At 61.7% G+C, this 13,287-nt stretch carries 10 protein-coding genes and 1 pseudogene; 3 read left to right on the top strand and 8 right to left on the bottom strand.

Annotated features, from left to right (window positions below):
* Positions 1 to 24 precede the first annotated feature (24 nt).
* The 5 genes from PYR71_RS12600 to PYR71_RS12580 all read right to left on the bottom strand — a co-directional run bounded on the left by PYR71_RS12600 (position 25) and on the right by PYR71_RS12580 (position 7,136).
* Positions 25 to 2,484 (bottom strand): beta-mannosidase, encoded by a 2,460-nt coding sequence (locus PYR71_RS12600; RefSeq protein WP_275619575.1) that lies wholly within the window; start codon positions 2,482 to 2,484, stop codon positions 25 to 27.
* A gap of 295 nt (positions 2,485 to 2,779) precedes the next feature.
* Positions 2,780 to 3,886 carry an ABC transporter ATP-binding protein gene (locus PYR71_RS12595; RefSeq protein WP_275619574.1) on the bottom strand — a complete coding sequence of 369 codons (1,107 nt, stop codon included), beginning with the start codon at positions 3,884 to 3,886 and terminating at the stop codon, positions 2,780 to 2,782.
* Between the two features lie 4 nt (positions 3,887 to 3,890).
* Complete coding sequence (locus PYR71_RS12590; RefSeq protein ID WP_275619573.1) at positions 3,891 to 4,835, bottom strand: carbohydrate ABC transporter permease; 945 nt, start codon at positions 4,833 to 4,835, stop codon at positions 3,891 to 3,893.
* The gene (locus PYR71_RS12585) at positions 4,828 to 5,733 is read right to left on the bottom strand and encodes a carbohydrate ABC transporter permease (protein WP_064822201.1); all 906 of its coding nucleotides are present in this window, start codon (positions 5,731 to 5,733) and stop codon (positions 4,828 to 4,830) included. Before PYR71_RS12585 ends, PYR71_RS12590 begins: the two co-directional genes overlap by 8 nt.
* A 167-nt stretch (positions 5,734 to 5,900) precedes the next feature.
* Positions 5,901 to 7,136 carry an ABC transporter substrate-binding protein gene (locus PYR71_RS12580; protein WP_275619572.1) on the bottom strand — a complete coding sequence of 412 codons (1,236 nt, stop codon included), beginning with the start codon at positions 7,134 to 7,136 and terminating at the stop codon, positions 5,901 to 5,903.
* Between the two features lie 455 nt (positions 7,137 to 7,591).
* Between PYR71_RS12580 and PYR71_RS12575 the strand changes: the two genes are divergently transcribed.
* The 3 genes from PYR71_RS12575 (at position 7,592) to PYR71_RS12565 (ending at position 10,460) form a co-directional block, all read left to right on the top strand.
* A complete protein-coding gene (locus tag PYR71_RS12575) occupies positions 7,592 to 8,635 on the top strand; it encodes a LacI family transcriptional regulator (RefSeq protein WP_275619571.1) in 1,044 nt (347 codons plus the stop codon).
* A 100-nt stretch (positions 8,636 to 8,735) separates the two neighbouring features.
* The gene (locus PYR71_RS12570; protein ID WP_275619570.1) at positions 8,736 to 9,350 is read left to right on the top strand and encodes a cysteine peptidase family C39 domain-containing protein; all 615 of its coding nucleotides are present in this window, start codon (positions 8,736 to 8,738) and stop codon (positions 9,348 to 9,350) included.
* 33 nt (positions 9,351 to 9,383) lie between these two features.
* Positions 9,384 to 10,460 (top strand): D-alanine--D-alanine ligase family protein, encoded by a 1,077-nt coding sequence (locus tag PYR71_RS12565; protein WP_275619569.1) that lies wholly within the window; start codon positions 9,384 to 9,386, stop codon positions 10,458 to 10,460.
* A gap of 36 nt (positions 10,461 to 10,496) precedes the next feature.
* Here PYR71_RS12565 and PYR71_RS12560 read toward each other — a convergent pair whose 3' ends face one another.
* From PYR71_RS12560 to gndA, 3 genes and pseudogenes are all read right to left on the bottom strand, one after another.
* On the bottom strand, positions 10,497 to 11,114 hold the full coding sequence (locus PYR71_RS12560; RefSeq protein ID WP_275619612.1) for a class I SAM-dependent methyltransferase: 618 nt from the start codon (positions 11,112 to 11,114) through the stop codon (positions 10,497 to 10,499).
* 87 nt (positions 11,115 to 11,201) lie between these two features.
* A pseudogene (locus tag PYR71_RS12555) lies at positions 11,202 to 11,556 on the bottom strand (GNAT family N-acetyltransferase); the annotation flags it as partial.
* 173 nt (positions 11,557 to 11,729) lie between these two features.
* Positions 11,730 to 13,181: an NADP-dependent phosphogluconate dehydrogenase gene (gndA, locus tag PYR71_RS12550; protein ID WP_197486810.1), complete on the bottom strand. Its 1,452-nt coding sequence runs from the start codon at positions 13,179 to 13,181 to the stop codon at positions 11,730 to 11,732.
* Positions 13,182 to 13,287: the final 106 nt, after the last annotated feature.

Raw genomic sequence — 13,287 nt, 5'->3', positions numbered from 1 at the left:
CCTCGTGCCCTCGCTTGGGAAGGATCAATCCGCCGATTGGCAGGAATGCAGGTCGTAGAACCGGAAATCCGGCAGCTTGCCGCGTTCAAGCGGCTCTGCCGGGGTGAAGGTGATGCGGCGGCTTTCTCCGGCCGCAAGATCGAAGGCATTGTCGGAATATTTGCCGTCCGTCTCGCTCTCGATCATCACGAAGAGCGCAAGTCCCTTAGCGGTGACGTTGATGTCGATCGCGCCGCTCGTCTCGACATATTCATGCGTGACGACAAGCCCTGACGGCTCCAGCTCCAGCGCCTTGTAGGTGCCGTTGACGTGGTGCCCCTCGCCGCCCATGCCGTTCGAGGCAGTGAAACGCCAGGCAAGCAGCGTTCCCTCGCCGATTTCTGCAACGTCGATGGTCGCGGCCGTCACCGCCGCATCCGGAGAGCAGACCGCCTGCACATCTTTCAGGTGCTTCCGCTCGCCTTTCATCGTCAGAACCGAGATCGAAAGATCGACGCTGACATCGGCGAGCGTGTCGTTGACCAGCGAGAAGCGGATCGTCTTGCCGTCCTCGGAAGGAATGGCCGCGACCGCCACCGGCTGGAAGAAGCGCTTGACGAGATAATGCATCGCCTTCCAGCGTCCGCCATAATCGAGGCTCGACCAGGAGGCGACCGGCCAGGTGTCGTTGAGCTGCCAGTAGATCGTGCCCATGCAATGGGGTTTCAGCGAACGCCAATATTCCACCGCCGTCTTGATCGCCAGGCCCTGCTGGATTTGGGAGAGATAGACGAAATTCGGAAAATCCTTGGGGAAGCGGAAATAGCGGAACATCGTGCCGGCGATGCGCTCGTTGCCCCCGGCATTCTTCTGATGCAGTTCCATGACGGGAGAAGCGATATTCATATCCTTCTCCTCGGCATAGGTCCTGATGACAGGCAGCGAGGTATAGGACTGGAAGCCGAATTCCGAGCAGAAGCGCGGCCGCACCGATCGGTAATTGTCGAATGACTTGTTCTCGTGCCAGACCGACCAGTAATGCATGTCGCCCGAGCCATCGGCATGCCAGGCATCGCCGAAATCGAGATAGCCGGAAGCCGGGCTCGACGGCCACCAGAGCGCGCCGGGCAGCGCCTTCTTCACCGCCTGCTCGATCGTCCGGTTGAGCCGATCATAGGAGACGAGATAGCGATCGCGATCCTTCCTCGATTCCTCGAACCAGGTCAGCGCCCCGACCAGCTCGTTGTCGCCGCACCAAAGCGCGATCGAAGGGTGCGAGGAAAGCCGGCGCACCTGGTAATTCACCTCGATCGCCACGTTCTCGAGGAAGTCTTCGGTCGAGGGATAGAGGTTGCAGGCGAACATGAAGTCCTGCCAAACCATCAGGCCCAGCCGGTCGCAGAGATCGTAAAAATGATCCTGCTCGTAGAAGCCGCCGCCCCAGACGCGGATCATATTCATGTTGGCGGCTTTCGCCGATTGCAGCAGGTCTTCTGTCTTCTCCGGCGAGGAGAGTGAATAGAGCGCGTCCGCGGGGATCCAGTTGGCGCCGCGGCAGAAGATCTCGCGGCCGTTGACCTTGAAGGCGAAACGGGCGCCTGACGCATCCGGGGTGGTGATCAGCTCGATGGTGCGAAGGCCGATCTGCCTCGTCACCGCCTCGTCGGACAGCTCGACGGAAAGCATATAGAGCGCCTGCTCGCCGCTGCCGGAAGGCCACCAGAGGCGCGGCTTGTCGATGTGGAAGAGATGGTTGACATGGGTCTCGCCATGGACGCCGACATCGAGGCGCACCCGCTCGCCATCGAGATCGAAATAGACCTGGGCAATGCTTGGCCCCTTCGAATACAGCGTTGCCGTGACCGTCAGATCGACCGAACCGTCGAGATTATGCGTCTGGCGGGTGACGACATGTTCGATGCGTGCGCTCTCAAGCCTTTTCAGGGCGATCGTGCCGTAAAGGCCGAGCGGCGCAATGGCGATATTCCAGTCCCAGCCGAAATGGCATTGCGGCTTGCGCAGCATGTTGCCGTCCGGGATCGGCGAATTGCCCGTGCTGTAAGGAACATAGAAGGGCTGCTGCTTCTGCCGCTCGGCGCCGACGGCGGGGTTGGAGGCAAACACGATGCGGATGACGTTGTCGCCGGATCTCAGCATGCTCGACACGTCGGGCCGATAGCGGCGGAAGCTGTTGTCGGCTTCGAGTGCCAGGAAGCCGTTGACATAAACGGAGGCGACTGTGTCGAGATAGTCGATATCGAGATACCAGTCGCCCTCGGCCTCTTGCAGCGTGAAGCTGCGCTCGACTGCCCATTCGCGCTCGGCGACCCACTGCACTTTCTCCTCGTTGCGGCCGAAATAGGGATCGGGGATCAGGGCCGCGCGATAAAGCGCCGTATGCACGTCGCCCGGCAGCGTGATGACGCTTTTGATCTCGCCATCGACGGAGGTCAGCTGCCACGAACCGGAAAGGTCAATGTTGAAGGGGGGCGGTTGTTGCGTCACAATTTCATTTCCGATTCACGTTTTTAAGATGGACGGCGCAGAGCCGCCGTCGGCAATTGTCGTTCGCTGCGCCCCCTTCGCCTCCGTTATGCTCGGGCTTAACCCGAGCATCTACTCGGCATCCGACGACCGCCGCGAGCATGGATCCTCGGGTCAAGCCCGAGGATGACGGAGAGCGGAGTTGGCCTCTTGCCAAGCTCGCGCCAGCTTGGGTGGAGCGTCGGTCGAATTCATTCAAACAGCCCTACGGCAAGCAGGCGGCGGCGCCATCCCCGGCCCCCGTCCGCAGAACCCTCTAAAGCCGCAACTCGCTCTCGGCATCGAACAGCGAGGCAACCGTCATGTCGAAGCTGAGCTTCACCTTGGCGCCGACGTTAAAGCGGCGGGCGCCGTTGACGCGGACCGACATCGTGTGACCGGCATGTTTCAGCCACAGAAGATTGTCCGCGCCCATCGGCTCCTCGATGTCGACGGTCGCGTCATGTTCCTCGCCGCCGGCGTTCTCGTTAACCTTGATGTGCTCGGGACGAACGCCGAGCACCACCTTGCGGCCGGGCTGCAGTGCCTCGTTGGCGTCATAGGCAGCCAGCGAGAAGTTGACGCCGTTGGCCGTAAAGGCGATCCCCTCGGCCGTCTTGACCAGCTCGCCACGCAGGAAATTCATCGACGGCGAGCCGATGAACCCGGCGACGAAGAGGTTGCGCGGCCGGTTGTAGATCGTCGTCGGATCGTCGAGCTGCTGGATGATGCCGCTCTTCATGATGGCGATACGGTCGGCGAGCGTCAGCGCCTCGATCTGGTCGTGGGTGACGTAGATCATCGTATTCTGCAGCGACTGGTGCAGGCGCTTGATTTCGACGCGCAGCTCCGAGCGCAGCTTGGCGTCGAGGTTGGACAGCGGCTCGTCGAACAGGAACACGTCGACATCGCGCACCAGCGCCCGGCCAATGGCGACGCGCTGCCGCTGACCGCCGGAAAGTTCGGCCGGCTTGCGCTTCAGGAGCGGCTGGATCTGCAGGATCTCGGCCGCGCGCGCCACGCGCTTGTCGATCTCGGCCTGCGGCACCTTGGCAACGCGAAGACCGAAGGAGAGATTCTTTTCGACCGTCATCTGCGGATAGAGCGCGTAGGACTGGAAGACCATCCCGATGCCGCGGTCCTTCGGCTCCTCCCAAGTGACGTTCTTGCCCTTGATGAAGATCTGGCCTTCGGAAGCATCGAGCAAGCCGGCAATGCAGTTCAGCAAGGTCGACTTGCCGCAGCCGGATGAGCCGAGCAGCACAAGGAATTCGCCGTCGTTGATGTCGAGATTGAGATCCTTCAGCACGCTGACCGATCCGAAGTTCAGCGACAGATCCCTGATCGAGACGCTCGAATTGGAGACAGTAGAATTCATGTTCATGTGATCACCCCTTCACTGCGCCGGCGGCGATGCCGCGAACGAAAAGCCGTCCGGAGACGAAATAGACGATCAGCGGCACCAAGCCGGTCAGGATCGTCGCCGCCATGTTGACGTTGTATTCCTTCACGCCCTGGACGGAATTGACGATGTTGTTGAGCTGCACAGTCATCGGATAGGTATCCGGCCGGGTGAAGACCACGCCGAACAGGAAGTCGTTCCAGATGCCGGTCACCTGCAGGATCATCGCCACGACGAAGATCGGCAGCGACATCGGCAGCATGATCTTCAGGAAGATCTGCCAGAAACCCGCGCCGTCGACGCGCGCCGCCTTGAACAGTTCTTCCGGCAGCGACACGAAATAGTTGCGGAACAGCAGCGTCAGGATCGGCATGCCGAAGATCGAATGCACGATGACGAGGCCGGTCAGCGTACCGTAAATGCCGATTTCGCGCAGGATGATGACGATCGGATAGATCATCACCTGATAGGGAATGAACGCCCCGATGATGAGGATCGAGAAGAAAAGCTCGGATCCCTTGAAGCGCCAGTTTGCCAGCGCATAGCCGTTTACCGAGGCGATGGCGATCGAGATGATGACCGACGGCACGGTGATGCGCACCGAATTCCAGAAGCCGCGCGACAGGCCATCGCAGTTCAAGCCCGTGCAGGCCTCCGCCCAGGCTTTCACCCAGGGCTCGAAGGTGATTTCCATCGGCGGCGAGAAGATGTTGCCGAGGCGGATTTCCGGCATGCCCTTCAACGACGTCACCACCATCACATAGAGCGGCAGCAGATAGTAGAGCGCCGCGATGGTCAGCGTGCCGTAGAGCATGATGTTGCGTGGCGACAGCGCCGGGCGCGGCTTTGGGCCGGTTGGTCCGTCGCCGAGCCTCCCCGAAACGGCATCGATACCGGCCGCCGTGGTGTTGAGAGTTGCAATATTAGCCACGCTTGCGCCCTCCTCCGAATTCCAGATAGGCCCACGGAACGATGATGATGGCGACTGTGACCAGCATCATCGTCGAGGCGGCAAAGCCCTGCCCCAGGTTCTGCGCCTGGAACATGTAATCATAGACGTATTTCGCCGGCACTTCCGAGGAGATGCCGGGGCCGCCCGACGTCTGTGCCACCACGAGGTCGTAGACCTTGACGATACCGGAAGCGATGATGACGATCGTCGTGATGAACACAGGCCGCATCATCGGAATGACGATGAGCAGATAGGTCTTCCACATCGGGATGCCGTCAACGCGCGCGGCCTTCCAGATATCCTCGTCGATGCCGCGCAGGCCGGCGAGCATCAGGCACATGACCAATCCGGTCCCCTGCCACAGCGCCGCGATCAGAATACCGTAAATGACGATTTCAGGCGTATAGAGCGGATTGAAGGTGAAGCTCGTCCAGCCGAGCGAACGCACCACCGACTGCACGCCAAAGTCCGGGTTCAGAACCCATTGCCACACGAGCCCCGTCACGATGAAAGACAGCGCGAAGGGATAGAGGAAAATAGTGCGGAAGGTGTTTTCGAAACGGATCTTCTGATCCATCAGCGCGGCGAGCACAAAGCCGATGACAAGGCTGAAGATCAGCGAGAGCACGCCATAGAGCGCCAGATTCTCGATCGCCGTCACCCAGCGAGGTGCCGCCCAAAGGCGCTCATACTGATCGATGCCGACGAAGCTCAACCGCGGGAGGAGCTTGGAATTGGTAAAGGAATAAAAGACCGTCCAGAATGTGCCGCCGACAAAGATCACCAACGCCGTCAGGATCATCGGGATGGATGCAATCTTGGCATTCAGATTGCGCAGTAACTTGATTGGCCGGCCGGCTTGCGCTTGACCCGTCATGAACACTTCTCCTCAAATCGCAACTGCGACCGCGGCAGAGCGGATTTGCCGTCTGCCATCCCCGCCCCGGTTTTCCGGGATGCCGGAGACACGCCACCGGCCGAACATTTATCCGGGAACGATCCGGCCCTTGCGGAGCCGGATCGCGAAGGCAGCGACTCTATCGATCAGTCAGCCGAAGCGATGATCTCAGCGAAACGCTTCTGCGCGTCTTCCGGCGTCATCGACGGATTGGCGAAGAATTCGGAGAAGAGGTCCTCCTTCTGCTTCTGGCTGTCGGCCGAAAGCAGCTGGTCGGTACCCTGGATCACGTTGCCTTTGGACAAAATATCGAGACCCTTCTTCATGCAGTCATTTGCGGCGGCGAGATCGACATCACCGCGCACCGGCAGCGAACCCTTCTTCAGATTGAAGGCAACCTGGGTCTTGGGGTCAAGCAGCGTCTTGGCAAGCACAGCCTGCGCCTTGGATTTCTCCTCATCCTTCAGCAGCGGGAAGTAGAAGGCATCGCCGCCGGTCGAAATGATCTCGTTGACGCCGAGGCCCGGCAGGCAGGTATAGTCGGTGCCGGCCTTCTGACCGGCGAGCGCGAATTCGCCCTGCGCCCAGTCGCCCATGATCTGACCGCCGGCCTTGCCCGTGATGACGAGGTTGGTCGCCTGGTTCCAATCCTGGACATTGGTGCCCTTGGACATACGGCGTGCATCGTCGGCGGCCTTGAAGACCTTGGCGATTTCAGGGCCGGCCGCAGCTTCCGCATCCTTGTCCTTGAAGACCTTGTTGAACGTGTCCTTGCCGGCAATCGCCACCATCAGTACGTCGAAGGCGCCTGCAGCCTGCCATGGCTGACCGCCGACGGCGAGCGGAAGGATACCGGCCTTTTCGAGAGCCGGGGCGGCGGCGACGAATTCGTCCCAGTTCTTCGGAACCTCGACGCCGGCCTTCTTGAAGGCGGCATTCGAAAGCCACAGCCACTGCCAGGAGTGGATGTTGACAGGTGCGCAGTAGATCTTGCCGTCGATGGTGCAGGAATCGAGCAGGCTCGACGGACGAATGATGTCCTTCCACTTCTCGGCGGTCGCGACATCGGTCAGGTCGCGCATCAGACCGGCCTGGACAAGTTCCTCTGCCTGACGGCCATGGTTGAACTGGGTGGCGCCCATCGGATCGCCGCCAGTGATGCGGCTGATCATGATCGGACGAGCAGTGCCGCCGGAGCCGGCGATCGCGCCGTCAACCCAGTGGTTGCCGGTGGCGTCGAATGCCTTCGCCAGCTCGGCGACGGCGGCGGATTCGCCGCCGGACGTCCACCAGTGCGTGACCTCGAGATCGGTGGCATTGGCGGCGCCGAACGGAAGCGCGACCGAGGCGGCAAGCAAGGCCGCCATCATACGGATTTTCATGAGTTCTCCTCCCTCACTGAAACGTTGCCGGAAAAACTTAGATCAATCGATTTCGCCACGCAACCGTCCGCCCGCAAATTTTTCGACGAAGGCCGGCATTGCTGTTTCTAGCTGTTCTGGGCTGCATCATTACTCCTCCTCACACCGCCGTTTCATTAAGCGATGCCGCATATGCACAATCACCTTATCACATTGTGAAAACATGATTATTACAGAGTTCTCGATCTACGGCTCGCTTTGCCCTTTTCGCTACCGCGGAAAAACGGGGCGTAAATGGCGGATTCAACCTGCGGGGACATTGCCGCAATGCACACAAGAAAAAGCGCTCGACATTTCTACTGTATCGTTACAGATTGCACTCTTTAGGGAGGCGCGATTTTGGCAGGCGGCGCACTTACGGCGCTTGAAAAAGCCTTTATAAGCGACACCAATTCGCGCGAGACAGGCCCACAGGGATGGAAAACAAAAGAAATTTCGGACAAGCAACATCGGCGCCGGCGGCGCGCGAGCGCCCGACATTGAAGACGATCGCCTTCATGACCGGCCTTGGCGTAACGACGGTGTCACGTGCGCTGAAAGACGCGCCTGACATCGGGGCCGAAACCAAGGAGCGAGTGCGCATGGTCGCCCGCCAGCTCGGCTACCAGCCGAACAGGGCGGGCGTGCGCCTGCGCACCGGCAAGACCAACGTCATCGCCCTTGTCCTCAGCATCGACGAGGAGATCATGGGGTTCTCAAGCCAGATGGTCTTCGGCATCTCCGAAGTCCTGTCCGGCACGCCCTATCATATCGTCGTCACGCCGCACTCCCACAGCAAGGACCCAATGCTGCCGGTGCGCTATATCCTCGAGACCGGCTCGGCCGACGGGGTCATCATCTCGCGCATCGAGCCGGACGATCCGCGCGTGCGGTTGCTGACCGAGCGCGGCATGCCCTTCGCCACGCATGGGCGCACCGACGCCGGCCTGACGCACCCCTTCCACGATTTCGACAACGAGGCCTTCGCCCATCAGGCGGTGGAGCGGCTGGTCAAACGCGGCCGCCGGCGCATTGCCCTGCTGCAGCCGCCGAGCAAGCTCACCTATTACGCCCATATTCGGATCGGCTTTCAGACCGGCCTGCACGATTACGGCGCCGAGGAAGTGCCGCTGCGCATCAACACCGACGCGCCGCTTGCCGATATCCGCGACGTCGTCGAGGTGATGATGCGCTCGGCGAACGCCCCTGACGGCATCGTCTGTTCGGCCGGCAGCGCGGCGATCGCCGTCAATGCCGGCATCGAGGCCGCCGGCAAGGCGCTGGGGCGCGATCTTGATATGGTGTCCAAGCAGTCGGTGCCGATTCTGAACTGGATCCGTCCCGAGATCATCACCGCCCAGGAAGATGTGCGCCAGGCCGGCCGCGAAATGGCCAAGGCCGTCATCGCCCGCATCGACGGCGTCGAGCCGGAACTGCTGCAAAGCATCAGCCAGCCGATCTGGCCGGAGAACGGCCGATAGGCGGGAGAATGAACCCTGCCCAGGATTCGCAAGCAGGCATCGGCTCGAAAAAGCCAAGATTGCCCGTCATCTCACAGCGAGTCACGGGGATATCGACAGAATGCAGCAAAGCGGCGTGCCCTATTTCAGCCAATGGGAAACACCCGGCATGACGCTGCCGGTACTTGCCGAGGGCTCGCAAGCCCTGCTCAGCGATCCGCTCTGGCGTCATTCGGGAGCCGGCACCATTGAGGAATATGCGCGCTGGGCCGTCAATGTCTGCGGCATGGCCTGTCTGAAGATGATCCTTGCCGCCCGTGGCGAAATCCGTCCGACCCTCGAACTTGCCCGTGTCTGCACCGCCTACGGCGGTTATGTCGTCAACGAGATCGACGCTTCGATCAAGGGGCTGATCTACGCGCCCTTTGTGCGCTTCGCAACCGAGCGTTTCGGGCTCGACGCCGAGACGATAACCGGCGTGGAAACCTCGGCCATTCCTGATCTTCTGTCGAAGCGCCGGTTCTTCATCGCCTCGGTGCATTCGGCCATTCGCTGGCCGGAGCGCGAACCGCCATCGAAGGGCGGCCATCTGGTGCTGGTGACGGCAGCCTTGCAGGAAACGGTCCGCTTCCACAATCCATCCGGCCACGACGAGGCGAGCCAGGCAGATGTAACGCTGCCGCTTGCCGTCTTCGACCGCTTCTTCGCCAATCGCGGCATATCTGTCGACGCCTGACCCTTTCAAAACCTGATCCTTCCGGAGGCTTGCATGACCCCTTCCCCCAACAGGCCGCGCATCGCCGTGCTTTTCGGCGGCCGCTCGGCCGAGCACGACGTGTCCGTGCTCTCGGCAACCAACGTCATGGGCGCGCTCAAGCCCGAAAAGTATGACGCCTTTCCGATTTTCATCACCCGCGAGGGTCGGTGGCTCACGAGCAGCTTCGTGGACGGCGCCTTGGCGACACCTTCATCGGGCACGGAAATCTGCCTCGTGCCGGGCGGCTGCGGCCGGGTGATGGCGATCCCCGCCAATGGTGCACCGCATGAGTTGGCGGCGATCGACATGCTGTTTCCCGTGCTGCACGGCCTCCATGGCGAAGACGGATCGGTACAGGGTGTGGCGCAGGTGGCGCGTGTGCCGCTTGCAGGCTGCGGCATCCTCGGTTCGGCCGCAGCGCTCGATAAAGAAATCGCCAAGCGGCTGCTCAGGGCGGCAGGCCTGCCGGTCGCCCGCGCCGTAACGATCCATGATGGGACGACCCCGTCGCTCGCAACGCTCGAGGCCGAACTCGGCCTGCCGCTGTTCATCAAGCCGGCGCGCCAGGGATCGTCGGTCGGCGTCGCCAAGGTCCATGCCAACCAGGAATTCGCAGGCGCTCTTGCCGAGGCCTTCCGCCACGATCGCACCCTACTCGCCGAGGAATTCATCGCCGGCCGCGAGATCGAATTCAGCGTGCTGGAGGATGCGGCTGGAAAGCTTTTCGTTTCACGCCCCGGCGAGATCGTCCCGGCGGAAAGCCACGGCTTCTACAGTTACGACGCGAAATACATCGACGAGTCCGGCGCGGCGCTGAAGGTGCCGGCCGAGCTGCCGCCCGAGGTTGAGGCCGCCATGCGCGACGCAGCGGCAGAAGCCTTCCGGGCCGTGGGCTGCGACGGGATGGCGCGCGTCGATTTCTTCCTGACCCCGGACATGCGCTTCGTCATCAATGAGCTCAACACCATCCCCGGCTTCACAGATATCAGCATGTATTCCAAGGCGATGGCGGCAAGCGGCGTCAGCTATGCCGAAGTCATCGACCGTCTTGTGGAGCATGGCATGGCGCGCGCCGGCCGGACTGTCTGAGGCAATGTCGGACAGCAGATGTCGGCGAGGTAAACCTCACCGTCTGCGAAAGATACACCACTGAAAGGACTGCCGGCCGCCGCCAGGTGTCGTGTGCTCCTCGCGCCAGTCGCGTTCGAGCGCGAAGGCGGAGGAAAATTCGGTCGCAAGCGCTGCCGCGTCGTAACGCTGGACCGGCAGGCCGCTGCACCGTTCCGGCCCGTCCGGCGCGAAGGTCGCGATGATCATGATGCCTCCCGGCGCCGTACCGGTTTCGAGCGCATGGCGATAGGCCAGCCGCTGCCCGGGATCGGTCAGGAAGTGAAAAACGGCACGGTCGTGCCATACATTGTATTGGCGGTCAGGTTTCCATGCGGTGACGTCGGCAACCAACCAGGTGATTCGAAGGGCGTCGTCCCCGAGCCGCGCCTTGGCGACGTCGAGCGCCGGCGCCGCGATATCGAGCACGGTGAGATCGGACCAGCCGCGCTCAACCAGACGGTCGACAAGGCTCGATGCCCCCCCTCCCACATCGATCAGCGAAGCCGTAGCCGTCAGCTGCAGCTCATCGAGCGCATGTAAGGAAGGACCCGGCGTCGGCTGATACCAGCTGACGCTGTCGGCAGCTTTCGTGCGATAGACCTCGTCCCAATGTTCCCGTTTCGCGTTCGTCATCCGGCACCCCATCTCTTGCGGATCCCGATCCTGACCCATTAAGATGTAAGGATTGAGATGTCCGCGAACCGCCCTACGCCGCGAATGTGACCTGAAGCCCGCGCCGCGATAGACGTCGGGACTGCCGATCAGCGCGCATCCGCTGGCGCCCATCTCCTCCAGCAGTCCGAGCCCCTTTGCGATCAGCGCCTTGCCGATACCCGGCCGCCGTCTCTCCGGCCTGACCGATATCGGACCCAGCCCAAACCAGCCCGTCACGCACGCCGCTGATCGTCACCGGCGAAAACGCCACATGCCCCAGCATCGCGCCTTCCTCATCGGCGACCAGCGATATCGTCAGGTCGCCGCTTGCGCGAAGTCTCCGGATGATCCCTGCCTCCGTGCCGTCGCGATAGGGCATGGGCGTGAAGGCAATCGACGTCAGATCACGGATCGGGTCGATATCCTCCGGCGTCTCGTATGGATGAGCATCTCAGCCCATTCCTCGGGGTGCACCAGATTAAATCCTACACTTTTCCCTGCTTGCGCGCTGGTATTGCACGCGCGCGGCACGCATAACCACGGAAAAGCCCGACGCAACGGCCGGGCTCTTCCTCGATCTCTTCTCGGCAAACCTCAGAAGGTCGCCGCACCGCTGCCCCAGGGGCCGTGGTGGAAATCCTTCCCGTCCAGGCGGTCGAAGCCGTGGGCGCCGAAGAAATCGCGCTGGGCCTGGATGAGGTTGGCTGTTCCCCTGCCCTGGCGGTAGGCGTCGAAATAAGTGAGTGCCGAGGTCAGCGCCGGCACCGGCAGGCCGGCGGAGATGGCGGCGGCAACGACGCGGCGCAGCGCCGGGATCGATTCCTTGACCATCTCGGAGAAGGCGGGCGTGACGATGAGGTTCGCAGCGTCCGGCGCCTTGGTAAAGGCCGAGGTGATCTCGTCGAGGAACTGCGAACGGATGATGCAGCCGGCGCGCCAGATCCGGGCAATGGTCGGCATCGGCAGCGACCAGTTGAACTCGCGCGAGGCTTCCGCCATCACCGCGAAGCCCTGGGCATAGGCGCCGATCTTGGCGGCAAAGAGCGCCAGCTCCAGATCCTTGTTCAGCTCAGGACCGTAAGCGATCGGGAAAGAAACGGCCTGCGTGCCGAAGATCTTTTCCGCCGCTTCGCGCTGCGACTTCATCGAGGAGAGGCTGCGGGCGGCAACTGCGGCTTCAATTGCCGTTGCCGGAATGCCCATGTTCTGCGCTTCGATCGCCGACCATTTGCCGGTACCCTTCTGGCCGGCCTTGTCGAGGATCATGTCGACCATCGGGCCGCCGGAAACCGGATCGGTCGCCGCAAGCACCTTCTCGGAAATCTCGATCAGGTAGGAGTTCAGCCGGCCCTTGTTCCATTCCCCGAAGATGCCGGAGATGTCGGAGGCACTCTTGCCGAGGCCGTCGCGCAGGATGCCGTAGATTTCGGCGATCATCTGCATATCGGCATATTCGATGCCGTTATGAATGGTTTTGACGAAATGGCCGGCGCCATCATTGCCGAGCCAGGCGACGCAGGGCTCGTCATTGTAGCGGGCGGCAATCGAGGTCAGCACCTTCTCGACGCGCTTCCAGGACTCTTCGGTGCCGCCGACCATGATCGACGGACCATGACGCGCACCTTCCTCGCCGCCGGAAACACCCATGCCGATGAAGGTGAGATCGGTATCCTTCAGGCGGTCGAAGCGGGCGACGGTGTCGCGGAAATTGGCGTTGCCGGCATCGATCATGATGTCGCCCTTGGAGAGGTGCGGGCGCAGCGCCTCCATCTGCTGGTCGACGGCATCACCTGCCTTGATCATAATGATGATCGGTCGCGGCGGCCGGATCGCGTCGACGAACTCTTCGATGGTCTTGCAGGGAATGATCTGCTTTTTCAGATCGCCGGCGCTTTCGTAGAATTCGTCGGTTTTCTCAGGCGTGCGGTTGAACACCGCAATTTTATTGCCTTTCTCCGCGATGTTGAGCGCCAGGTTGGAGCCCATGACCGCAAGGCCGATCAGTCCGATTTCTGCCTTTTCCACGACAAACCTCCGATGTGTCATTTGGACCGGTGTTGTGGCACTGTCTCGCTCAAACGGCAAGTCTGCCAAGGGTCTAATCGGTTCGCAAAAGCCAATGAAATGAAGCTTGCCGCGCCCGCTTGTCCGA

Source organism: Rhizobium mulingense (assembly GCF_029194105.1).
GTDB classification, from domain to species: domain Bacteria; phylum Pseudomonadota; class Alphaproteobacteria; order Rhizobiales; family Rhizobiaceae; genus Rhizobium; species Rhizobium mulingense.
Note: the sequence above shows the minus strand (reverse complement) of the source record. Positions and strands in the feature narration are given on the sequence as shown.

Bases quoted from the DNA above. Each gene is read 5' to 3' on its own strand.
- PYR71_RS12560 (WP_275619612.1), bottom strand. From the start codon at position 11,114: ATGACGAACGCGAAACGGGAACATTGGGACGAGGTCTATCGCACGAAA.
- PYR71_RS12570 (WP_275619570.1), top strand. From the start codon at position 8,736: ATGCAGCAAAGCGGCGTGCCCTATTTCAGCCAATGGGAAACACCCGGC.
- PYR71_RS12585 (WP_064822201.1), bottom strand. From the start codon at position 5,733: ATGACGGGTCAAGCGCAAGCCGGCCGGCCAATCAAGTTACTGCGCAAT.
- gndA (WP_197486810.1), bottom strand. From the start codon at position 13,181: ATGACACATCGGAGGTTTGTCGTGGAAAAGGCAGAAATCGGACTGATC.
- PYR71_RS12580 (WP_275619572.1), bottom strand. From the start codon at position 7,136: ATGAAAATCCGTATGATGGCGGCCTTGCTTGCCGCCTCGGTCGCGCTT.
- PYR71_RS12595 (WP_275619574.1), bottom strand. From the start codon at position 3,886: ATGAACATGAATTCTACTGTCTCCAATTCGAGCGTCTCGATCAGGGAT.
- PYR71_RS12575 (WP_275619571.1), top strand. From the start codon at position 7,592: ATGGAAAACAAAAGAAATTTCGGACAAGCAACATCGGCGCCGGCGGCG.
- PYR71_RS12565 (WP_275619569.1), top strand. From the start codon at position 9,384: ATGACCCCTTCCCCCAACAGGCCGCGCATCGCCGTGCTTTTCGGCGGC.